Annotated in this window: 24 protein-coding genes; 15 read left to right on the plus strand and 9 right to left on the minus strand. The window is 70.3% G+C overall.

Annotation, left to right across the window (positions count from 1 at the left end; all coding sequences use genetic code 11):
- Nucleotides 1-9 precede the first annotated feature (9 nt).
- From AAG895_RS17520 to AAG895_RS17575, 12 genes are all read left to right on the plus strand, one after another.
- On the plus strand, nt 10-735 hold the full coding sequence (locus tag AAG895_RS17520) for a TIGR00730 family Rossman fold protein (RefSeq protein WP_345793253.1): 726 nt from the start codon (nt 10-12) through the stop codon (nt 733-735).
- Between the two features lie 111 nt (nt 736-846).
- Nucleotides 847-1,170 carry a DUF2782 domain-containing protein gene (locus tag AAG895_RS17525; RefSeq protein WP_345793254.1) on the plus strand — a complete coding sequence of 108 codons (324 nt, stop codon included), beginning with the start codon at nt 847-849 and terminating at the stop codon, nt 1,168-1,170.
- On the plus strand, nt 1,167-1,706 hold the full coding sequence (locus AAG895_RS17530) for a DNA-deoxyinosine glycosylase (protein ID WP_345793255.1): 540 nt from the start codon (nt 1,167-1,169) through the stop codon (nt 1,704-1,706). Before AAG895_RS17525 ends, AAG895_RS17530 begins: the two co-directional genes overlap by 4 nt.
- A gap of 38 nt (nt 1,707-1,744) precedes the next feature.
- On the plus strand, nt 1,745-2,701 hold the full coding sequence (locus AAG895_RS17535) for a homoserine kinase (protein WP_345793256.1): 957 nt from the start codon (nt 1,745-1,747) through the stop codon (nt 2,699-2,701).
- Between the two features lie 21 nt (nt 2,702-2,722).
- A complete protein-coding gene (locus tag AAG895_RS17540; protein ID WP_345793257.1) occupies nt 2,723-3,532 on the plus strand; it encodes a BPSS1780 family membrane protein in 810 nt (269 codons plus the stop codon).
- Between the two features lie 52 nt (nt 3,533-3,584).
- Nucleotides 3,585-4,388 carry a BPSS1780 family membrane protein gene (locus AAG895_RS17545; protein WP_345793258.1) on the plus strand — a complete coding sequence of 268 codons (804 nt, stop codon included), beginning with the start codon at nt 3,585-3,587 and terminating at the stop codon, nt 4,386-4,388.
- Nucleotides 4,389-4,410: 22 nt separating this feature from the next.
- The gene (nadD, locus tag AAG895_RS17550) at nt 4,411-5,085 is read left to right on the plus strand and encodes a nicotinate-nucleotide adenylyltransferase (protein ID WP_345795330.1); all 675 of its coding nucleotides are present in this window, start codon (nt 4,411-4,413) and stop codon (nt 5,083-5,085) included.
- 152 nt (nt 5,086-5,237) lie between these two features.
- Complete coding sequence (gene rsfS, locus AAG895_RS17555; RefSeq protein WP_345793259.1) at nt 5,238-5,588, plus strand: ribosome silencing factor; 351 nt, start codon at nt 5,238-5,240, stop codon at nt 5,586-5,588.
- A 1-nt stretch (nt 5,589) separates the two neighbouring features.
- Complete coding sequence (gene rlmH / locus AAG895_RS17560) at nt 5,590-6,060, plus strand: 23S rRNA (pseudouridine(1915)-N(3))-methyltransferase RlmH (RefSeq protein WP_345793260.1); 471 nt, start codon at nt 5,590-5,592, stop codon at nt 6,058-6,060.
- A 115-nt stretch (nt 6,061-6,175) separates the two neighbouring features.
- Entirely contained in the window at nt 6,176-6,793 is a 618-nt protein-coding gene (locus AAG895_RS17565) for a Maf family protein (protein WP_345793261.1), read from the plus strand.
- Nucleotides 6,794-6,806: 13 nt separating this feature from the next.
- Nucleotides 6,807-8,261 (plus strand): ribonuclease G, encoded by a 1,455-nt coding sequence (gene rng, locus AAG895_RS17570; RefSeq protein WP_345793262.1) that lies wholly within the window; start codon nt 6,807-6,809, stop codon nt 8,259-8,261.
- Nucleotides 8,258-9,208, plus strand: a complete 951-nt coding sequence (locus AAG895_RS17575) for a prenyltransferase (protein WP_345793263.1) — start codon at nt 8,258-8,260, stop codon at nt 9,206-9,208. The genes rng and AAG895_RS17575 overlap by 4 nt, the downstream gene beginning before the upstream one ends.
- A 66-nt stretch (nt 9,209-9,274) precedes the next feature.
- On the opposite strand, the gene AAG895_RS17580 is transcribed toward AAG895_RS17575, so the two are convergent.
- The 5 genes from AAG895_RS17580 to AAG895_RS17600 form a co-directional block, all read right to left on the minus strand.
- Nucleotides 9,275-9,988 (minus strand): ABC transporter ATP-binding protein, encoded by a 714-nt coding sequence (locus AAG895_RS17580; protein WP_345793264.1) that lies wholly within the window; start codon nt 9,986-9,988, stop codon nt 9,275-9,277.
- 112 nt (nt 9,989-10,100) lie between these two features.
- Nucleotides 10,101-10,856 (minus strand): ABC transporter ATP-binding protein, encoded by a 756-nt coding sequence (locus AAG895_RS17585; protein WP_345793265.1) that lies wholly within the window; start codon nt 10,854-10,856, stop codon nt 10,101-10,103.
- Entirely contained in the window at nt 10,853-11,827 is a 975-nt protein-coding gene (locus tag AAG895_RS17590; RefSeq protein ID WP_345793266.1) for a branched-chain amino acid ABC transporter permease, read from the minus strand. The genes AAG895_RS17585 and AAG895_RS17590 overlap by 4 nt, the downstream gene beginning before the upstream one ends.
- An 80-nt stretch (nt 11,828-11,907) precedes the next feature.
- On the minus strand, nt 11,908-12,828 hold the full coding sequence (locus AAG895_RS17595; protein WP_345793267.1) for a branched-chain amino acid ABC transporter permease: 921 nt from the start codon (nt 12,826-12,828) through the stop codon (nt 11,908-11,910).
- A 179-nt stretch (nt 12,829-13,007) separates the two neighbouring features.
- Nucleotides 13,008-14,168 (minus strand): ABC transporter substrate-binding protein, encoded by a 1,161-nt coding sequence (locus AAG895_RS17600; RefSeq protein WP_345793268.1) that lies wholly within the window; start codon nt 14,166-14,168, stop codon nt 13,008-13,010.
- Between the two features lie 341 nt (nt 14,169-14,509).
- Between AAG895_RS17600 and ruvA the strand changes: the two genes are divergently transcribed.
- The 3 genes from ruvA (at nt 14,510) to AAG895_RS17615 (ending at nt 16,688) form a co-directional block, all read left to right on the plus strand.
- Nucleotides 14,510-15,109 carry a Holliday junction branch migration protein RuvA gene (ruvA, locus tag AAG895_RS17605; protein ID WP_345793269.1) on the plus strand — a complete coding sequence of 200 codons (600 nt, stop codon included), beginning with the start codon at nt 14,510-14,512 and terminating at the stop codon, nt 15,107-15,109.
- Nucleotides 15,110-15,257: 148 nt separating this feature from the next.
- Nucleotides 15,258-16,313 (plus strand): Holliday junction branch migration DNA helicase RuvB, encoded by a 1,056-nt coding sequence (gene ruvB / locus AAG895_RS17610; RefSeq protein WP_345793270.1) that lies wholly within the window; start codon nt 15,258-15,260, stop codon nt 16,311-16,313.
- A 24-nt stretch (nt 16,314-16,337) separates the two neighbouring features.
- Nucleotides 16,338-16,688: a hypothetical protein gene (locus tag AAG895_RS17615; protein ID WP_345793271.1), complete on the plus strand. Its 351-nt coding sequence runs from the start codon at nt 16,338-16,340 to the stop codon at nt 16,686-16,688.
- 25 nt (nt 16,689-16,713) lie between these two features.
- On the opposite strand, the gene AAG895_RS17620 is transcribed toward AAG895_RS17615, so the two are convergent.
- The 4 genes from AAG895_RS17620 to dapF all read right to left on the minus strand — a co-directional run bounded on the left by AAG895_RS17620 (nt 16,714) and on the right by dapF (nt 20,053).
- Complete coding sequence (locus tag AAG895_RS17620; RefSeq protein WP_345793272.1) at nt 16,714-17,262, minus strand: hypothetical protein; 549 nt, start codon at nt 17,260-17,262, stop codon at nt 16,714-16,716.
- A 213-nt stretch (nt 17,263-17,475) separates the two neighbouring features.
- Nucleotides 17,476-18,387: a tyrosine-type recombinase/integrase gene (locus tag AAG895_RS17625; protein ID WP_345793273.1), complete on the minus strand. Its 912-nt coding sequence runs from the start codon at nt 18,385-18,387 to the stop codon at nt 17,476-17,478.
- A 29-nt stretch (nt 18,388-18,416) separates the two neighbouring features.
- Nucleotides 18,417-19,085 (minus strand): DUF484 family protein, encoded by a 669-nt coding sequence (locus tag AAG895_RS17630; protein ID WP_345793274.1) that lies wholly within the window; start codon nt 19,083-19,085, stop codon nt 18,417-18,419.
- A 134-nt stretch (nt 19,086-19,219) separates the two neighbouring features.
- Complete coding sequence (gene dapF, locus AAG895_RS17635; protein ID WP_345793275.1) at nt 19,220-20,053, minus strand: diaminopimelate epimerase; 834 nt, start codon at nt 20,051-20,053, stop codon at nt 19,220-19,222.

Here is a 20,053-nt window from a genome sequence, read left to right on the forward strand (position 1 = left end):
GAGAACAACATGACCGCGAAAGACAAACTCCCCCGCAGCGTGCCCGACAGCACCGCGCCGCGCTACAACGCGCGCGAGTCCTGGCGGATCTTCGGGATTATGGCAGAGTTCGTGGAGGCGACCGAACGGCTGTCCGCGATCCGCCCGGCGGTGTCGATCTTCGGCAGCGCGCGCACGCCGCCCGACCACATGTACTACATGCTCACCGAAAAGATCGCCCGCCTGCTCTCGGACTCGGGCTTCGCGGTGATCTCGGGCGGCGGCCCGGGGATCATGGAGGCGGCCAACAAGGGCGCCTTCTTCGGCAAGAGCCCCTCGGTGGGGCTCAACATCCAGCTCCCGCTCGAGCAGGACGCGAATCCCTACCAGGACATCTCGCAGACCTTCCAGCACTTCTTCGCGCGCAAGTTCATGTTCGTGAAGTTCGCCGCGGCCTATGTGGTGATGCCCGGCGGCTTCGGCACGCTCGACGAGCTGCTCGAGGCGATGACCCTGGTGCAGACCAAGAAGAGCCGCCAGATCCCAATCATCCTGGTGCACCGCCCGTTCTGGCAGGGCCTGCTCGACTGGCTGCGCGACCGCCTGGTCGCCGAAGGCATGATCAACCCGGAAGACCTCGACCTGGTGCAGGTCATCGACCAGCCCGAGGAGGTGGTCGAGGCGATCTTCAAGCACTATGAGCGCCGCGGCTTCCAGCCCCTGCCCGCCGAGCGCGAGATGATGCTGAACCTGTGAGTCCTGCGGGCGCGGCCACGCCCCTCCGGGCTCGCGCCCGCCCTGCCGCGCCGCGCGGCCGGCGTATCCGGCGCATTGCGGCTAGAATTGAGGCACTTTCAGGAGAACATCATGCGCCGCACCCTTTTCGCCCTGCTGCTCGCCGCCGCCGTGCCGGCCTTCGCCCAGCAGCCCGCGAACCTCGAACCGATTCCCGAGCCGCCGCCGATGCCGGCCGAGGGCGCTGCCAGCGACGAACCCGAGGTGACCATCCTCCAGCGCGGCGAGGACACCGTCACCGAGTACCGCATCCGCGGCAAGCTCTACATGGTCAAGGTGACGCCGCCGCATGGCGTGCCCTACTACCTGATCGACAAGGAAGGCAACGGCCAGATGGTGCGCCACGACGGCACGCCCGACCTCGCCGTACCGATGTGGGTGATCAAGTCCTGGTGAGCACGACCGCCGCACCGCTGGTGCGCAGCTTTGCCCCGCTGTTCCGCGCCGACGCGCGCGTGCTGGTGCTCGGCAGCATGCCGGGCGCGACCTCGCAGGCGGCCGGGGAATACTACGCCCAACCGCGCAACGCTTTCTGGCAGATCATGAGCGCGCTGTTCGGCGCCGGGCCCGAGCTGCCCTACGCGCAGCGGCTCGAGCGCCTCGCCGCCGCGGGCGTGGCGCTGTGGGACGTCATCAGCTACTGCGAGCGCGCCGGCAGCAAGGACAACGCAATCATCCCCGCCAGCGTCAAGGTCAACGATTTCGCTGGCCTACTCCACGACTGCCCACAGATTCGCCACATTTTTTTCAACGGTACTTTCGCTGAGAAGGTGTTTCGTCGCCATGTGCTTAATCGCGTCGCTTCGCGCGAGCTGTTTTTAACCCGCCTGCCATCAACAAGCCCAACATACGCGTCACTCCACTTCGACGCGAAGCTTGCGGCTTGGCAAGCAGTGCGCGCCGCAGTCACGCTCGACTCGGCGGCACACTAGCCCCTATTCCGCCTTCACGGTACGCCACCGGAGTCCGCATGTCCGTCTTCACCCCCGTTCCCGAATCCGCGCTCGCCGACTGGCTCAAGGACTACGCCATCGGCCGCCTGGTGGAACTCAAGGGCATCTCGGCCGGCGTGCAGAACAGCAATTTCTTCGTCACCACCACGCTCGGCCGCTACGTGCTGACGCTGTTCGAGGGCATCCCGCGCGCCGAGCTGCCCTACTACCTGCACCTGATGGCCCACCTCGCGCGCCACGGCCTGCCGGTGCCGGGTCCGATCGCCAACCGCCACAACGAATACCTCGGCACCCTGCAGGACCGCCCCGCCGCGCTCGTCGTGCGGCTGTCGGGCAGCTCCGAGATGAGCCCGCGCCTGCCGCACTGCGAAAAGGTCGGCGCCATGCTCGCCGGCCTGCACCTGGCCGGCCAGTCCTACGGCCGCCGCCAGGAGAACCCGCGCGGCGCGGCCTGGCGCGCCGCCACCGCGCAGGTCGTGCGCCCCTTCCTGCCCGCCGACGAGCAGGCGCTGCTCGACGCCGAGCTCGCCTTCCAGGCCACCATCGACGTCGACGCACTGCCTGCCGGCGCCATCCACGCCGACCTCTTCCGCGACAACGTGCTGTGGGACACCGACGCCGACGGCGATGTGCGCATCGGCGGCGTCATCGACTTCTACTTCGCCGGCTACGACGCACTGCTGTTCGACGTCGCGGTCACCGTCAACGACTGGTGCTCCACGCCGGGCTGCGGTCTCGACGATGCGCGCGCCGCCGCGCTGCTCGACGCCTACCATGCCGAGCGCCCCTTCACCGACGCCGAGCGCGCCGCCTGGCCGGCGATGCTGCGCGCCGCCGCGCTGCGCTTCTGGCTGTCGCGCGCGGCCGACTTCCATCTGCCGCGTGCCGGCGAGATGGTGCTGGTGAAGGACCCCAACGAGTACCGCGACATCCTGCGCCTGCGCATCGCCGGGGTGCCGCCGCTGCCGCGCTGACCCGCGCCCGGAAAGACCGCGATGAATTCTGCAACGCCCCCGCCCCGCCACCCCCATCCGCCCGCGCCCGCCCCCGGCGACGTGGCGCCCGCCCACGCCCTCAACTGGCTGGCCGAAGGCTGGCGGCTGTTCATGAAGGCGCCCGGCGCCTGGGTGATCCAGGCCCTGATCTTCTTCGTCATCATCGCCGCGCTCGGCATGCTGCCCTTCCTCGGCTGGGCCGCCGCGCCCATCGCCCTGCCCGTGCTGGTCGCCGGCATGCTCTCGGGCGCGCAGCAGCTCGACCGCGGCGAGGGGCTGCGCATCGACGCGCTGTTCGACGGCATCCGCCGCCACGCCGGCAACCTCCTGCTGCTGGGCGCCTTCCACCTGCTCGGGCTGCTGCTGGCCGCGCTGGCGGCCGCGGCGATCGGCGGCAGCGCCGCGCTCACCGGCATGGCAGTGGGTGCCATGGCCGGCATGGGCATGGCGGCCGGCGGCATGATGTTCGGCGTCGCCGTGTTCACCGTGCTGTGGGCGCTGCTGATGATGGCGCTGTGGTTCGCCCCCGCCCTGGTCATGCTGCACGAGGTCGCACCGCTCGATGCGATGCGCTTGTCCGTGCGCGCCTGCTTCCACAACCTGCTCGCCTTCCTCGTGCTCGCCGCGCTGCTCTACGTGGCCGTGTGGGTGGCGATGCTGCCCGCCGGGCTCGGCATGCTGGTGCTGATCCCGGTGACCGCCGGCGCGCTCTACGCGGCGTGGAAGGAGACCTTCTCGCCCCTGCTCGCCCTGCCCGCACCGCCCGCCGCGGACACCCCGACGGTGTCCGGGGACGAGCCTCGCAGCTGAAGCCCACGCCCCCTTCCCCGAACTCGACGCCCCCAAGGACCGCCCTCCGTCCATGCAAGCACAACAACTCCCGATGCCGCGCGGCTGGGCCTGGCTGCGCGAAGGCCTGCAGCTGTGGCGCCGCAACCCGGCGCTGATCACCTTCGCCACCTTCGGCTATCTGCTCTCGATCGTCGTCATCAGCATCGTCCCGCTCATCGGCCAGCTCGTCGCCTCGCTGCTGATGCCGGCGCTGTCGGTCGGCGTGCTCAACGCCTGCCGCGCCACCGACGCCGGCCGCAAGGTCGGGCCGGACGTGCTGTTCTCCGGCTTCAAGACCAACCTTCAGTCCCTGGTGGCGATCGGCGGCCTCTACCTCGCCGGCACCCTCATCGTGCTGCTGCTGGTGGCGATGGTCGATGACGGCAGCCTGTCCGCCGTCATGCGCGGGGAAGACCTCGAGGCCCACCTCGGCGAAGACTCGTCGATCGGCTTCACCCTCTTCGTCGGCGCGCTGCTGTCCACGCCGGTGATGATGGCCTACTGGTTCGCGCCCGCGCTCGCCGGGTGGTGGAAGGTGCCGGCCGCCAAGGCGATGTTCTTCAGCTTCTATGCCTGCCTGCGCAACTGGCGGCCCTTCCTCGCCTATGCGATCGGGCTGGCGATCTTCGGCGGCATCCTCCCCGGCATCCTGATCGCGGTGCTGGGCCTGCTCTCGCCCACGCTCGGCAGCCTCGCCTCGCTGCCGATCCCGCTGATCATCCTGCCGGTGATCTTCAGCAGCTTCTACACCGCCACCCGCGACGTCTTCGGCCTGCCCGACGGCAGCGCGCCGCGGCCGGCCGGCACGCTGGCGGACGAACGCAGTGAGGACTGAAGGCGAGGCCCCGCCACCCGGCATGGAAGACGACGGCAGCCTGCCGCTGGGCGTGCTCGGCGGCACCTTCGACCCCATCCACCTCGGCCACCTGCGGCTCGCGGAAGAGGCGCGCGAGGCGCTCGGGCTCGGCGGCCTGCGCCTGATCCCGGCCGGCCGCCCGCCCCACCGCGGCGAACCCGGCAGCACGCCCGAGGACCGCCTGGCGATGGCCCGCCTCGCCACCGCAGGCAACCCTGCGCTGCAGGTGGACGACGGCGAAGTGCGTGCGCAGCAGAAGAGCTACACCGTGCTCACCCTCGAGCGCCTGCGCGCCGAGCTCGGCCCGCGCCAGCCGCTGGTGCTGATCCTGGGCGCCGACGCCTTCGAGGGCCTGCCGACCTGGCACCGATGGACCGAGCTCTTCGCGCTCGCCCACGTCGCGGTCGCCAATCGTCCCGGCTATGCGCCGCACGGCCGGCGCTGGCCGGCCACGCTGTCGCCCGCGCTCGACGCCGCCTGCCGCGACCGCCACACCGCCAGCCCGGAGGATCTGCGCGCCACGCCTGCCGGCCGCGTGATCCCCTTCGACATGACGCCGCTGGCGATCTCCGCCTCGCTGATCCGCGATCTCGTTCGCAACGGACACAGCGCGCGTTATTTGCTGCCCGATTCCGTTCTCGAATATATTGCCGCGCACCATCTGTACCAGAGATAGCGCGGAGACCGGGAAGGTCTCCGCACGCCCCGTGGGAGCGGGCTTGCCCGCGAAGGGGCACCCTGTTCGCGGGCAAGCCCGCTCCCACAACAGCCCGCTCAAACGACAGCCGCTCACACGACGGAAATTTCCGCCTCACCCCAAGGACCCGAATGGACACCCCCTCCCTCGAGAAGATCGTCATCGCCGCGCTTGAAGACATCAAGGCCCGCGACATCGAAGTCATCGACACTTCCAGCCACACCCCGCTGTTCGACCGCATCATCATCGCCAGCGCCGAATCCGGCCGCCAGACGCGCGCGCTGGCGCAGAACGTCCATGACAAGGTCAAGGAAGCCGGCGGCGAGGTGATCGGCACCGAGGGCCAGGACACCGGCGAGTGGGTGCTGGTCGACCTCGGCAACATCGTCGTCCACGTCATGCAGCCCGCGGTGCGCGCGCACTACAAGCTCGAGGAACTCTGGCGCACGCCGCCCGCCAGCCGCCGCAGCGCCGCGCACTGACATGAAGCTGGTCGTCGTCGCCGTCGGCCATCGCATGCCGGGATGGGTGCAGGCCGGCTTCGACGAGTTCGCCCGCCGCATGCCGCGCGAGCTCACGCTGCAGCTGGTGGAGGTGAAGGCCGAACCGCGCACCAGCGGCAAGACCGTGGAGGCGATGATGGCCGCCGAGGCCGTCCGCATCGAAGCCGCGCTGCCGGCGCGCTGCCGGCGCGTCATCCTCGACGAACGCGGTGCCGATCTCGGCACCTTGGCGCTCGCGCGCCGTCTCGAGGCCTGGCAGGCCGATGGTGACGACGTCGCCTTCATCGTCGGCGGGCCTGACGGGCTCGCTCCCGCGCTCAAGGCCTCCGCCCACGAGGCGATCCGCCTCTCCAGCCTGACCCTTCCCCACGCCCTGGTGCGCCCGCTGCTGGCCGAGGCGCTGTATCGCGCGTGGACGGTGCTGAAGAACCACCCCTATCACCGCGAGTGACCCGCGGGCGCGGGCGGCGACCGCGCGCGAAACCCATTAGAATTCGGGGCACACCGCCTCGCCGCACGTCCGCGCGCCTGCGTGCATCCGTGCCGCGCACCACCGACTTCCCGCCATGACCATCGCCCCGCGCATCTACCTCGCCTCCAAGAGCCCCCGCCGCCGCGACCTGCTGCGTCAGATCGGGGTCAATTTCGACGTCCTCACCTTCCGCTCCGGCGAACGCGGGGAAGACCCCGACGTCGACGAGACGCCGCTGCCCGGCGAGGCCGTCGAGCGCTACGTCGAGCGTCTCGCCCTCGCCAAGGCCCAGGCCGGGGTGCGCCGCGTGCGGTGGCGCAAGCTGCTGCCGCAGCCGGTGCTGTCCGCCGACACCACGCTCGAGCTCGACGGCGAGATCATCGGCAAGCCGCGCGACAGCGCTGATGCCCACGCCATCCTCGCCCGCCTGTCCGGGCGCAGCCACCGCGTGCTCACCGCGCTCGCGGTCAGCGACGGCGAGCGCACGCGCAGCCGGCTATCGACGAGCGAGGTGCGCTTCCGCACCCTGTCCGAGCACGACATCCGCCGCTACATCGCCACCGGCGAGCCGATGGACAAGGCCGGCGCCTACGGCATCCAGGGTCACGCGGCGATCTTCATCGAGGAGATCCGCGGCAGCTATTCCGGGATCATGGGCCTGCCGCTGTTCGACACCGCGGCCCTGCTCGACGTCTTCGGCTATCCGCTGTGAGCGCGCCCCAGTCATGAGCATCGAATTCCTCATCAACTTCACCCCCCAGGAAACCCGCGTCGCGCTCGTCGAGCAGGGCGTGGTGCAGGAACTGCACGTCGAACGCACCGCCAGCCGCGGCATCGTCGGCAACATCTACCTCGGCAAGGTGGTGCGCGTGCTGCCCGGCATGCAGTCGGCCTTCATCGACATCGGCCTCGAGCGCACCGCCTTCCTGCACGTCGCCGACATCTGGAGCGACCGCCAGGCGGGCGAGGTCGCGCGTCCGATCGAGCGCATCCTCGCCGAAGGCCAGAGCCTGATGGTGCAGGTGCTCAAGGACCCGATCGGCACCAAGGGCGCGCGCCTGTCCACCCAGATCAGCCTCGCCGGGCGGCTGCTGGTGTACCTGCCGCAGGAAAAGCACATCGGCATCTCGCAGCGCATCGAGGACGAAGCCGAACGGGAGGCCCTGCGCAGCCGGCTCACCGCGCTGGTCCCCGAAGAAGAGCCCGGCGGCTTCATCGTGCGCACGATGGCCGAATCCGCCTCCGACGCCGAGCTCGCCGCCGACATCGCCTACCTGCGCAAGCTGTGGCGCGAGATCTCCACCTCCACGGTCGGCCTGTTCCCGCCCAAGGTCCTGCACGAAGACCTCGGCCTCGGCCAGCGCACCCTGCGCGACCTGGTCACCGACGAGACCAGCCGCATCCGCGTCGACTCGCGGGAAAACTTCCAGAAGCTGACCGCCTTCGCCGCCGAATACACGCCCAAGGTGCTGCCGCTGCTCGAGCACTACAGCGGCGAGCGGCCGCTGTTCGAGCTCTACAACGTCGAGGAGGAAATCCAGAAGGCGCTCGCCCGCCGCGTCGATCTCAAGTCCGGCGGCTACCTGATCATCGACCAGACCGAGGCGATGACCACGGTCGACGTCAACACCGGCGGCTTCGTGGGCGCACGCAACTTCGACGACACCATCTTCAAGACCAACCTCGAGGCCAGCCAGGCGATCGCCCGCCAGCTGCGGCTGCGCAACCTCGGCGGCATCATCATCATCGACTTCATCGACATGGAGAACGTCGAGCACCGCGAGATGGTGCTCGAGGAGTTCCGCAAGGCGCTGTCGCGCGACCACACCAAGATGAGCATCAACGGCTTCACCGCGCTCGGCCTGGTGGAGATGACGAGAAAGCGCACCCGCGAGTCGCTCGCCCACCTGCTGTGCGAGCCCTGCCCCACCTGCAGCGGCCGCGGCGAGGTCAAGACCGCGCGCACGGTGGCCTACGAGATCCTGCGCGAGCTGCTGCGCGAGGCGCGCCAGTTCAACGCCAAGGAATTCCGCGTGCTCGCCGCGCCCAACGTGATCGACCTCTTCCTCGACGAGGAAAGCCAGTCGCTGGCGATGCTGTCGGACTTCATCGGCAAGAAGGTGTCGCTGCATGCCGAAGGCAGCTACACGCAGGAGCAATACGACATCGTGCTGCTGTGAGCCAGGCACCGATCGATCCGGCCGAACCGCGGCCCGCACGCTTTGCCAATCCCGTCGTGCGCTGCCTGGCCGCCACCCGGCCGGCCTTCCTGTCGGTCACGCTGGTCGGCTGCCTGCTCGGCATCGCGAGCGCGCACGCGGGCGGCGTGGCGATCGACGCGACGGGTGCCGTGCTGACCGTGCTGCTGGCGCTGGCCGCGCACGCGGGTGGCAACGTCGTCAATGACTACCACGACGCACTGAGCGGCGCCGACGACGCCAACATCGCCCGCCTGTTCCCCTTCACGGGTGGCAGCCGCTTCATACAGAACGGCGTGCATACCGCCCGCCAGACGGCCGTGCTCGGCTACGGCCTGCTCGCCGCGGTGGTGCCGGGCGGCCTGTGGCTGACCTGGCAGGCCGGGCCGGGCCTGCTGCTGATCGGCGCCGCCGGCCTGGCGTTGGGCTGGGCCTACTCCGCCCCGCCGCTCAAGCTGGTGAGCCGCGGCTGGGGGGAGTTCGTCATCGCCACGTGCTGGCTGCTGGTGGTGGTGGGCGCGGACTACGTCCAGCGCGGCGCCCTCGACATCCTGCCCCTCGCGGCCGGGCTGTCCTACGCCCTGCTGGTGGCCAACCTGCTGTTCATCAACCAGTTCCCCGACCACGACGGCGACGCCGCGAGCGGCAAGCGCACCCTGGTGGTGCGCCTCGGCCCGGAGGTCGCGAAATGGGGCTACACGCTGATCGCGATCGTCGCCCATGGCTGGCTGATCGCGATGGTCGCGGCCAACCTGCTGCCGCAGAAGGCTGCCGCAGCGGCGATGACGGTGGCGCTGTCCCTGCCTGCCGGCCGCGACCTGCTCGCCTATGCGACGCAGCCCGCCGCGCTCGCGCCCGCGATCAAGCGCACCATCGTCGCCGCGCTCGCCCACGGCACCGTCCTCGCCGGCGTGCTCGCCTTTGCCTGAGCCCCGCGCCCGCGACGCACGGCGCAGGGCGCCCATGCCGGCGCGGTGCAGGCGGCGCGCGGCCGCTCAGACGCCGAGATAGCGCTGCCAGAGCTCGCGGCGGGCGTCGAGCTCGGCCGCGCTGCCCTGCCAGGCGATGCGCCCGCGCTCGAGGATCAGGTTGCGGTCCGCGAGCGGCAGCAGCTTCTCGACGTACTTGTCGACCACCAGCGTGGTCTGCCCCTGGGCCTTGAGCAAGGCCAGGCAGCGCCAGATCTCCTCGCGGATCACCGGCGCCAGGCCTTCGGTCGCCTCGTCCAGGATGAGCAGGCGCGGGTTGGTCGACAGCGCGCGCGCAATCGCCAGCATCTGCTGCTCGCCACCCGAGAGCTGGTTGCCCATGTGCCCGGCACGCTCGGCCAGGCGCGGGAAGAGCGCATACAGGCCGTCCAGGGTCCACGGCTGCGCCACCCCATTGCGGCGATCGGCGAAGGCGACGAGGTGCTCGCGCACGGTCAGGTTTGGAAAGCACTGGCGGCCCTCGGGGACGATGGCCACCCCGAGGCGGGCGATGTGATCGGCGCGCGCGCCATGGATGGGCTGGCCGTCGAACAGGATCTCCCCGCGCTCCGGACGCAGGCCACCGACGAGGGCCTTGATCGTGGTGCTCTTGCCCATGCCGTTGCGCCCGAGCAGGGCCACGACCTCGCCGGGCTGGATGTCGAAGTCCAGCCCGAACAGGACCTGGCTGGCGCCATAACCGGCCTCGAGGCCGCGGCAGCGCAACAGCGGCGCGCTCATCGCCCGCCTCCGCAGATAGGCACGCACCGCCCCCGTGGGCGCGGGCTGGCCCGCGAAAGCCGCGCATCCGGCTGCGACATGCGCGGGCAAGCCCGCGCCCACGGGGGAAGCGTCATCTGCATGACGGTGCCTCCGTGCCCAGATACACCGACTGCACCTCGGGATGCCCCTTTACATGCGCGGCGTCCCCCGAGGTCAGCACCTTCCCATACACCAGCACCGAGATGCGGTCCGCGAGCTGGAAGACCGCGTCCATGTCGTGCTCGATCAGCAGGATCGCGGTCTCGCTGCGCAGGCTGCGGATCAGCGCCACCATCTGCTGCGAGTCCTCCGGCCCCATGCCGGCCATCGGCTCGTCGAGCAACAGCAGCTTCGGTGCCGAGGCCAGCGCCAGCGCCACGTCGAGCCGCTTCTGCACGCCGTGCGGCAGCGTGCCGGCGTTGCGCTCGAGCACCTCGGCCAGGCCCACGCGCTGCGCCAGCGCCTCGGCGCGTCGCTGCAGGGCGTGCTCGGCATCGCGCCGCGCCAGGCTGCGAAAGCTCGACCCGGCGTGCGCCTGCACCGCCAGCAGCAGGTTGTCGCGCACGCTGTCGTTGCGGAACACGCTGGTGATCTGGAAGCAGCGCGCGAGACCGTGCCGGCTGCGCTGGTGCGGCGCCAGCCGGGTCAGCTCGGTGCCGTCGAGCACGATGCGCCCGGCATCGGCCGGCAGCAGGCCGGAGATGAGATTGACCAGCGTCGACTTGCCCGCGCCGTTGGGGCCGATCAGCGCGTGGACCTCGCCGGCCTCGACGGCGAGGTCCACATGGTCGGTGGCGAGCAGGCCGCCGAAGCGCTTGACCAGGCCCTCGGCCCTGAACAGGCTCATCGCGCCGCCTCCCCGGCGCCGCGGCGCTCGAACAGCGCGGCGACGCCATGAGGCGCATGGAACACGACGAGCAGCAACAGGAGCCCGAGCGGCCAGTGCCAGTAGTCGGTGTGCAGCTTCAGCACCTCCTCCAGCGTCAGCCACAGCGCCACCCCGAGCGGCGCGCCCCAGCGCCGGCCGGCGCCACCGAGCATCACCATCACCAGCAGCAGCGCCGACTGCGTCCAGTGCATCAGCGACGGGCTGACGAAGGCGTTGTGGCTGGCGAGCAGACCGCCCGCCAGGCCCGCCACCGCGCCGGCGGCGACGAAGCCGGCGAGCTTGAGCCGATACACCGGGTAGCCGAGCGCCACCATGCGCGTCTCGTTGTCGCGGATGCCGCGCAGCGCGTGGCCGTAGCGCGAATGCGCGACCCGGCTGAAGAGCGCGAAGATCAGCGCCGCGATCGCCAGCACCACCCAGTAGAAGACCTGCGCATGCGCGCCGTCGAGCCAGGCGCCCATCTCGAGCGGCGTGTAGATCCCGTAGCCGTCGTCACCGCCCCAGGTACGCAGCGACACCGCGAGGTAGTACAGCATCTGCGCGAAGGCGAGCGTGATCATGATGAAGTACACCCCGCGCGTGCGCAGCGACACCGCACCGATCGCCGCCGCGGCGAGTCCCGCGACCGCCGCCGCGCTCCCCCAGGCCAGCCAGGCCGACGAGACCCCGGCCTCGACCAGCGCCACCACGGTGTACGCGCCGACGCCGATGAAGCCCGCATGGCCGAGCGCCGCCATGCCGCCGTAGCCGAGGATGAAGTTGAGGCTGGTGGCGGCGATCGCCACGATCAGCACCCGGCGCACGAAGCCGACGTAGTACTCCAGCCCGAAGGCGGGCGCGACCAGCGGGAAGGCCGCGAGCAGCGCCAGCACCAGCCAGGGCAGGCGGCGCGCGAGGCCGGGGAAATGCGCAGGGCGGTCGAAAGCCATCGTCAGCAGCGCTCCCACGGCCGAAGCCCACGCCACGAGACGACCAGCCAAGACGCGAGCGTGCTGCACGATCACGGCCCTCATCCGCGCGCCGGGAACAGCCCCGCCGGCTTGAGCGTGAGCACCGCCGCCATCAGCACGTACATCGCGATGCCGGCCAGCGCCGGGCCGAGGTCGGCCGCCACCGAAGGCGGCAGCACCGCGCGCAGCGCCGGCGGCAGGAAGGCGCGGCCGGCGGTATCCACCAGGCCGACCAGCAGCGCGGCGACGAACGCGCCGCGCACCGAGCCGATGCCGCCGATCACGATCACCACCAGCGCGGGGATCAGGATTGCCTCGCCCATGCCGATCTGCACCGACGTGATCGGCGCCATCAGCGCCCCGGCGAGCGCGGCGAGCGCCGCGCCGAGCGCGAACACGAAGGCGAACACCCCGCCCACGCGCACGCCCATGTACTCGGCCATCTGCCGGTTGGAGGCGCCGGCGCGCACCAGCATGCCGACGCGGGTGTTGTTGACCAGCAGGTAGAGCCCGAGCGCCACCGCCAGCCCGGCACCGATCAGCAGCAGGCGGTAGGCCGGATAGGGCAGGCCCTCGACCAGCTGCACCGGTCCGGCCAGCGCCGTAGGCGTCGAGGCCATGATCGGCGCCACGCCCCAGATCGCCTTCACCGCGTCGTCGGCGATCAGGATGATGCCGAAGGTGGCGAGCACCTGAACGAGGTGGTCACGCCGGTACAGGCGGCGGATGACGACGAATTCGAGCACGGCAGCGACCGCCACCGTCACCCCGACCGCAGCGGCAACGGCGAGCGCGAACGCACCGCTCGCCTCATGCACGCGCGCCGCCACGTAGGCGCCGGCCATGTAGAGCGAGCCGTGGGCGAGGTTCATGGTGTCCATGATGCCGAACACCAGCGTCAAGCCGGCGGCGATCAGGAACAGCATGAGCCCGTAGCCCAGGCCGTTGAGCAGCTGCTCGAAGACGAAGATGGCATCCATCGGGGAGATCGGGTGATGGTGTGGTTGCGGCGTGCTGCGCGCGAACACGAGATCGCAGCAGACTCCGAAGAGTCGCGAGCGCGTTGTGGGAGCGGGCTTGCCCGCGAATGCGCCCCCGGGTCAGAGCCATTCGCGGGCATGCCCGCTCCCACGGGCGTCCGCCCGTACCGAGTTGAGCCTTACATCTTGCACTGGCCGACGTAGGCGTCCTGGTGCTGCTCCAGCGTCACACCCACGAGCTTGTTGGTGATGCGGCCCTCGGCGTCCTTGCCCACTTCGCGCAGGTAGTAGTTCTGCACCGGGAAGTTGTTGGCGCCGTACTTGAACTCGCCACGCACCGACTTGAAGCTCGGATTCTTCAGCGCCTTCAGCACGGCCTCACGGTCTTCCACCTTTCCGCCGACGTCGCGCACCGCAGCGTCCATCGCCATCAGCGTGTCGTACGCCATCGCCGCATATACGGACGGGTAGCGGCCGTCGTACTTCTGGCGGAAGGCTGCGACGAACTCGGCGTTGGCGGGGTTCTGCAGGTCGTGCGTCCAGTGCGCGGTGTTGAGCACGCCGAGCATCGGCTCGCCCACCGCCTGGATCACGTCCTCGTCGGCCGAGAAGCCGGGTGCGATCAGCGGCACGTCCTTGAGGCCGCCGCCGACGAACTGCTTGACGAAGTTGATGCCCATCGCGCCGGGCAGGAAGAAGAACACCGCGTCCGGCTTGGCGGCGCGGATCTGCGCGATCTCGGCGGCGTAGTCGATCTGGCCGAGCTTGGTGTAGATCTCGTCCTTCACCGCACCCTTGTACAGGCGCTTGAAGCCGTTGAGGTGGTCCTTGCCCGCCGGGTAGTTGGGGGCGATCAGCACGACGTTCTGGTAGCCCTTCTCGTTGGCGACCTTGCCGGCGGCCTCGTCGTAGGTGTCGTTCTGGTACTGGGCGAAGAAGTACGGGTTGCACTTGTCGCCGGCATAGGCGCTCGGGCCGGGGTTGGCCGACAGGTAGGGGACCTTGGCGGCGAACAGCGCCGGGCCGACCGCGAGCGCGGCGTTGGAGCCGATCGGGCCGGTGAAGAAGTCGATCCTGTCGCGCTGCAGGTAACGGGCGACGAGCTGGTTGGCCTGCTCCGGGTTGCCGCCGAAGTCGCTGCGCAGGAACTCCGCCGGCTGACCTCCGAGTTGGCCGCCAAGCTTCTCGATCGCCAGCTCGAAACCGTCGCGCGCCTCGGCGCCGAGCGCCGCGAAGGGTCCGGAGATGTCGAGCGCGATGCCGACCTTGATGTCGGCAGCGTGGACGGCGGCGGCGCCGAAAAGCGCCAGGGCGACGGCGAACTTCTTCATCGACTGCATTCGGGGTCTCCTCGTTGTGGTGATGGTTTGCCGCGAACGCCGCGGCCGTGCGACCAGTCGCTCATGCCCCGGCCCGCACAACCGTCGGATTCTAGCGTGAGTGGCGCCCCGCGACCGCACCGCGCGCCACAATCCCTGAAGGATCGAACGCTCGTGGGAGCAGGTGTCTGTGGAAGCGGGCTTGCCCGCGAACGATCAATGGGGTCAGACCCCATTGATCCCGGACCGGGGTCGCTGTCGAGACTGTATGAAATTCCACCTTCTTCACAGCGGCGGGCGCCAGCCCTGCTAGACTTGCGGCTTGTGCCAGCGCTGGCATCCTTGAAGCAGCACCACGCCCCATGATCGGACGCATCACCGGCACCCTGCTGGAAAAGAACCCGCCGCAGATCCTCGTTGACGTGCACGGCGTCGGCTACGAGATCGACGTGCCGATGAGCACCTTCTACAACCTGCCCGCCACCGGCGGCGCGGTGAGCCTGCACACGCACCACGTGGTGCGCGAGGACGGCCACTTCCTGTTCGGCTTCGCCACCGACGAGGAGCGCGCCGCCTTCCGCCAGCTGCTCAAGGTCTCGGGCGTGGGCGCGCGCATGGCGCTGGCCGTGCTGTCGGGCTTGTCGGTCAATGACCTCGCCCAGGCGGTGGCGCTGCAGGAGGCGGGCCGGCTGGTCAAGATCCCCGGGATCGGCAAGAAGACCGCCGAGCGCCTGCTGCTGGAGCTGCGCGACAAGCTGGGCAAGGCCCTGCCCAGCATGGCCGGTGCCCGCCTGGCCGCGGCGCCGGGCGTGGCGCCCGATACGAAGAGCGACATCCTCAACGCCCTGCTTGCGCTCGGCTACAACGAGCGCGAGGCGCTGTCCGCCATGAAGGGGCTGGCGGAAGATGTCGGCGTGTCGGACGGCATCCGCCAGGCGCTCAAGGCGCTGTCGAAGTCATGATCGACGCAGTCCGTGCCGGCGCCTTCGACGTGCCAGGCAGCGACCACGAGCGCAGTACGCGTGCGCAGCCATGGCGCGCCAACGAAGCATCCCCGGCCAGCACCACGCCTGCGCCACGCGGGCCGGCGATCCGGCAGAGGACACTCCGATGATCGAAACCGACAAGCTCAAGGCCGCCGCGCCCGCCGAGCGCCTGATCTCCGCCGCCCCCGCCGACCGCCAGGAAGACGCGATCGAGCGCGCGCTGCGGCCCAAGCGTCTGGCCGAATACGTCGGCCAGGCCAAGATCCGCGAGCAGCTCGAGATCTTCATCCAGGCCGCGCGCAGGCGCAGCGAGGCGCTCGACCACGTGCTGCTGTTCGGCCCGCCCGGACTGGGCAAGACCACACTCGCCCACATCGTCGCCGCCGAGATGGGCGTCAACCTGCGCCAGACCTCCGGCCCGGTGCTGGAGCGCGCCGGCGACCTCGCCGCGCTGCTCACCAACCTCGAGCCGCACGACGTGCTCTTCATCGACGAGATCCACCGCCTGTCGCCGGTGGTCGAGGAGATCCTCTACCCGGCGCTGGAAGACTTCCAGATCGACATCATGATCGGCGAAGGACCGGCGGCGCGCTCGGTGAAGCTCGATCTGCCCCCCTTCACCCTGGTCGGCGCCACCACCCGCGCCGGCATGCTGACCAACCCGCTGCGCGACCGCTTCGGGATCGTGTCGCGGCTGGAGTTCTACACGCCTGAGGAGCTCGGCTTCATCGTCAGCCGCTCGGCGCGCCTGCTCAACGTCGAGATCGACGACGCCGGCGCACTCGAGATCGCGCGCCGCGCCCGTGGCACGCCGCGCATCGCCAACCGGCTGCTGCGCCGGGTGCGCGACTACGCAGAGGTGAAGGCCGGTGGCCACATCACCGCCGTGGTGGCGGACGCGGCGCTGAAGATGCTGGACGTGGATACGCTCGGCCTCGACCTGATGGACCGCAAGCTGCTGTCGGCGATGCTGGAGAAGTTCGGCGGCGGCCCGGTGGGGCTGGACAACATCGCCGCGGCGATCGGCGAATCCACCGACACCATCGAGGACGTCATCGAGCCCTACCTGATCCAGCAGGGCTACCTGCAGCGCACCCCGCGCGGGCGCATGGCCACGCACGCGATCTGGCAGCACTTCGGGTTGATGCCGCCGCGCACCGGCGGCGACCTCTTCGAGTAAGACCGCAGGCGCGCGGAGGCTGCGATGCGTTCGATGCAGGTGGTGATGCTGACCCTGTGCCTGCTCGGCGGGCTCTACCTGCTCACCCAGGCGCCCGCCTTCTTCATGCCCGCGCGCGGCAACCCCGCGCTCGCCCATTACTTCAGCCCCGGCGCCTCGCGCCTGCTCGGCGGCGCGCTGCTCGCCATGGCGGCGGCCGGCGTGCTCTACATGCGCGCGATGTACTACCGCGCGCGCCGGCAATTGCCCGGACCGCGCGAGCAGCGCGGCTATTTCGCCCTGCTCGTGGTCGCCCTCGCCCTGTTCGCAGCCGCACTCGGCGTCGCCGAACCCGGCGCCAATCCGGAATACCGCCCACCCCTCGACGCACGCTGAACACCGGCGCGTCGCGCACCCAGGCTCAGCCGTTGTTCTCGCCCAGCAGTCGGCGCACCTGATCCGCGGTCTCGAGCAGTTCGGTCAGCGTGCGCGAGCTCAGCATCGAGCCGAACTGCTCGAGCGCCTCTTCGGTGATGAACAGGTGACCGTTCTCCTCGCGATGAATCCATCCCAGCTCGATCAGACGTACGATCTTGCGCCGCACGGTCTCGCGCGGCAGCCCGGTGGCGGCGGCAATCGAGTAGGCGTTGCACGGCTTGAGGCCGCAGCAACCGGTTTCGCTCGCCACGGGAGGTGGTACCGGCGGTTGCGGTGCCCGCGTCGAGGCGCGACGCGCCACGCCGTTCTGCAGCGCGCCGATGTTGTGGAGGGCGATCTCGCCGAGCAGGATGGGCAGCAGGATGTCGCGATCGAAATCCTCGAACCAGCGCCGCAGGCTTCGGATCTCGTGGCGGGCGAGGACGAGGGCGACCGACTTGAGGACACGGCGCGCCGAGGCCTGGGCATGCGGCGCCGCCTGCGGCGGCGTCTCGGGACTCCGCGGCTGAGTGGGGTTCACTGTGGGGGTCATACGGTTCCGGTCGCGCCGCGTCCGATTCAGACGAATTTGAGAACTGGCGGCGATAATCAGATATTTATTAGCTGCTAAGAGACCGGGAGCATAGCCGAGCCGCCCGCGACTTGCCGTGAAAAATGCCCAACCTGGGGAACGTCACGCCGTGACCCTATTGCGGCCATATTTCACCACGCCGCTCGGTCCGTCCCGCTGGCGCGCGGACTGGCACTAGCGCTTGCGCGCGCGCGGGTGGGCGACGTCGTACACCTTCGCGAGATGCTGGAAATCGAGGTGCGTGTAGACCTGGGTGCTGCGGATGCTGGCATGGCCGAGGAGCTCCTGGACGGCACGCAGATCGCCGCTCGATTGCAGCAGATGACTGGCGAAACTGTGGCGCAGCATGTGCGGATGCACATGCACGCCGAGGCCGAGCAGGCGCGCCCGATGCCCCAGGCGGCTGGCGATTCCGGCTGCCGTCAGGCGGCCGCCGGTGCGCGTCACGAAGAGCGCAGGCTCGCCCGCACGCGCGATGCGGGCGCGCGCCGCCAGCCACTGCCGCAGCGCGGCGATCGCGCGGCTTCCCACCGGCACGCTGCGCGTGCGATTGCGCTTGCCGGCGACCGTGACCATGCCCTCGTCGAGGTCCAGGCCGCCTTCGACATCGAGACTGGCGACCTCCGAGGCCCGCAGACCCGACGAGTAGAAAAGCTCGAATATCGCGATATCACGCACTTCCAGCAGATCCTGCGCTTCCGGGTCGAGGAGCGCATTGGCCTGTTCCGGCGACAGCACGCGCGGCAAGGTGGCAGGCGATTTCGGCGGACGCACGCCGAGCGCCGGATTGGCGCGCAGCCCATGCTGCCTGATCAACCAGCGATAGAGCCCGCGCCAGGACGACAGGTGGCGCGCGATCGAGCGCCCCTGCAGGCCCTCGCCGTGCAGGCGGGCGACGAAGCGGCGGATGTCCTGCGGCTCGAGCGTCTCCACCGCCCGGCCCTCGGCGAGGCGAAGCAGCGCATGGAGCCCGGCACGATAGGCGATGAGCGTGAGCGGCGAGGCGCGACGCTGGGTGGCGAGCCACAGCAGCCAGGCCTCGAAGGCGTCCGGGAGCGGCGCGGACGGGTCGAGCGTCGCCGCCATCGCCGGATCGTGCCCGTGCCGGTACGCGCTCAGCGCGCGCGCGCGGACAAGGCCGCCGCGGCCAGCTCGGCGATGCGACCGAGATACAGCGTGCCCATCTCGGGATAGAAGCGCTCGGCCTCGGCACTGCCGAGCGCGAGCAGCCCGAAGCACCCCTCCGGCGCACGCAGCGGCATCAGCGCGAGGGAGCGGACGTGAGGTGCCGCCTCGCCGAACCAGCCCGCCACCTCGATGTTCTCCGGCGCACCGCAGTAGGGATGGCGCAGATTCTCGACGTGCCGGCGCGCGGCCTCGCTGACGCCGAAGGCGTCGGGATGGGCAACACCGCCCGCATCGGCGGTGGCCGTCGCCCCCCACAGCTTGAGACTGACGTGCGGAACGGCGAAGTCCTCGCGCAGGCTGTCGAACAAGGCCTGGCGCACGGCCTCGACACGGTCCGCCTGCAACAGTGCCACCGACAGACGGTGCACCTTGGCGCTGATGTCGTCATTCTCCTCGCCGAAGCGGATCAGCTCGGAGAGCTTGACCTCGAGCTGGCGGATCTTGTCGCGCAGGGCGTGGAGCTGGCGTTCGGCAAGCGAGATCGCCTGGCCGCCATGCTGCGGATGCGGCACCGTGAGCTCGGAGAACAGCTCATGGTGGTCGTTGAGGAAATCGGGGTGCTCGCGCAGGTAGCGCGCGACATCTTCTGCATTCATCGGTACGGCTCCCGGCGGGGCACCCGGCGCCCCGCGCTGATCGTTCGTGGATGGCCGCCGCGCCCGGCGGGCGGCCTCGTTGCGCCGGCAAGGGGACTCGGCACGCGGCCGGGCACACCCGCGGACCGGCGGCGTCAGGCGAGCTCGATCTCGCCCTCGAAAACGGTGACCGCCGGCCCCGTCATGCGCACCGGCGCGCCCGGTCCCTCCCAGGCGATCTCCAGCTCACCGCCGCGGGTGTGCACCCGCACCGGCGTCTCCAGCAGACCGCGCAGGATGCCCGCAACCACCGCCGCGCAGGCACCGGTGCCGCAGGCGAGCGTCTCGCCGGCGCCACGCTCGAACACGCGCAGGCGCGCCTCGTGCACATCCACCACCTGCAGGAAGCCGGCATTGACGCGCGCCGGGAAGCGCGCGTGGCGCTCGATCAGCGCGCCCTCCTCGGCCACCGGCGCGGCATCGACGTCGGCCACGACCTGCACCGCGTGCGGGTTGCCCATCGACACCGCGGTGATCGCCACCGTGCGCGCGCCGACCTGCAGCGGCTGCACCACGGCATCGGAGTCGGACACGAAGGGGATCTTCGCCGGCTCCAGCTCCGGCACGCCCATGTCCACGGTGACCAGGCCGTCGGCGCGCAGGCGCGGCGCGATGAGGCCGGACTTCGTCTCGACGCGGATCTCGTCCTTCGCGCTCAGGCCCTTGTCATGCACGAAGCGCACGAAGCAGCGCGCGCCATTGCCGCACTGCTCGACCTCGCCGCCGTCGGCATTGAAGATGCGGTAGCGGAAATCGACGTCCGGGCGGGAGGCCGGCTCGACCACCAGCAGCTGGTCGCAGCCGACGCCGAAGTGGCGGTCGGCGATCGTCCTGACCCGCTCCGGGGTCAGCTCGACCGGTGTGCGGGTGGCGTCGATGACGACGAAATCGTTGCCGAGGCCGTGCATCTTGGTGAAGCGCAGTTTCAT

Origin of the sequence: Thauera sp. JM12B12 (assembly GCF_039614725.1) — a bacterium.
GTDB lineage: Bacteria > Pseudomonadota > Gammaproteobacteria > Burkholderiales > Rhodocyclaceae > Thauera.

Excerpts from the sequence above, each read along its gene's own strand:
- AAG895_RS17520 (WP_345793253.1), top strand. The coding sequence starts at position 10 with ATGACCGCGAAAGACAAACTCCCCCGCAGCGTGCCCGACAGCACCGCG.
- AAG895_RS17525 (WP_345793254.1), top strand. The coding sequence starts at position 847 with ATGCGCCGCACCCTTTTCGCCCTGCTGCTCGCCGCCGCCGTGCCGGCC.
- AAG895_RS17535 (WP_345793256.1), top strand. The coding sequence starts at position 1,745 with ATGTCCGTCTTCACCCCCGTTCCCGAATCCGCGCTCGCCGACTGGCTC.
- AAG895_RS17540 (WP_345793257.1), top strand. The coding sequence starts at position 2,723 with ATGAATTCTGCAACGCCCCCGCCCCGCCACCCCCATCCGCCCGCGCCC.
- AAG895_RS17545 (WP_345793258.1), top strand. The coding sequence starts at position 3,585 with ATGCAAGCACAACAACTCCCGATGCCGCGCGGCTGGGCCTGGCTGCGC.
- nadD (WP_345795330.1), top strand. The coding sequence starts at position 4,411 with ATGGAAGACGACGGCAGCCTGCCGCTGGGCGTGCTCGGCGGCACCTTC.
- rsfS (WP_345793259.1), top strand. The coding sequence starts at position 5,238 with ATGGACACCCCCTCCCTCGAGAAGATCGTCATCGCCGCGCTTGAAGAC.
- rlmH (WP_345793260.1), top strand. The coding sequence starts at position 5,590 with ATGAAGCTGGTCGTCGTCGCCGTCGGCCATCGCATGCCGGGATGGGTG.
- AAG895_RS17565 (WP_345793261.1), top strand. The coding sequence starts at position 6,176 with ATGACCATCGCCCCGCGCATCTACCTCGCCTCCAAGAGCCCCCGCCGC.
- rng (WP_345793262.1), top strand. The coding sequence starts at position 6,807 with ATGAGCATCGAATTCCTCATCAACTTCACCCCCCAGGAAACCCGCGTC.
- AAG895_RS17580 (WP_345793264.1), bottom strand. The coding sequence starts at position 9,988 with ATGAGCGCGCCGCTGTTGCGCTGCCGCGGCCTCGAGGCCGGTTATGGC.
- AAG895_RS17585 (WP_345793265.1), bottom strand. The coding sequence starts at position 10,856 with ATGAGCCTGTTCAGGGCCGAGGGCCTGGTCAAGCGCTTCGGCGGCCTG.
- AAG895_RS17590 (WP_345793266.1), bottom strand. The coding sequence starts at position 11,827 with ATGGCTTTCGACCGCCCTGCGCATTTCCCCGGCCTCGCGCGCCGCCTG.
- AAG895_RS17595 (WP_345793267.1), bottom strand. The coding sequence starts at position 12,828 with ATGGATGCCATCTTCGTCTTCGAGCAGCTGCTCAACGGCCTGGGCTAC.
- AAG895_RS17600 (WP_345793268.1), bottom strand. The coding sequence starts at position 14,168 with ATGCAGTCGATGAAGAAGTTCGCCGTCGCCCTGGCGCTTTTCGGCGCC.
- ruvA (WP_345793269.1), top strand. The coding sequence starts at position 14,510 with ATGATCGGACGCATCACCGGCACCCTGCTGGAAAAGAACCCGCCGCAG.
- ruvB (WP_345793270.1), top strand. The coding sequence starts at position 15,258 with ATGATCGAAACCGACAAGCTCAAGGCCGCCGCGCCCGCCGAGCGCCTG.
- AAG895_RS17615 (WP_345793271.1), top strand. The coding sequence starts at position 16,338 with ATGCGTTCGATGCAGGTGGTGATGCTGACCCTGTGCCTGCTCGGCGGG.
- AAG895_RS17620 (WP_345793272.1), bottom strand. The coding sequence starts at position 17,262 with ATGACCCCCACAGTGAACCCCACTCAGCCGCGGAGTCCCGAGACGCCG.
- AAG895_RS17625 (WP_345793273.1), bottom strand. The coding sequence starts at position 18,387 with ATGGCGGCGACGCTCGACCCGTCCGCGCCGCTCCCGGACGCCTTCGAG.
- AAG895_RS17630 (WP_345793274.1), bottom strand. The coding sequence starts at position 19,085 with ATGAATGCAGAAGATGTCGCGCGCTACCTGCGCGAGCACCCCGATTTC.
- dapF (WP_345793275.1), bottom strand. The coding sequence starts at position 20,053 with ATGAAACTGCGCTTCACCAAGATGCACGGCCTCGGCAACGATTTCGTC.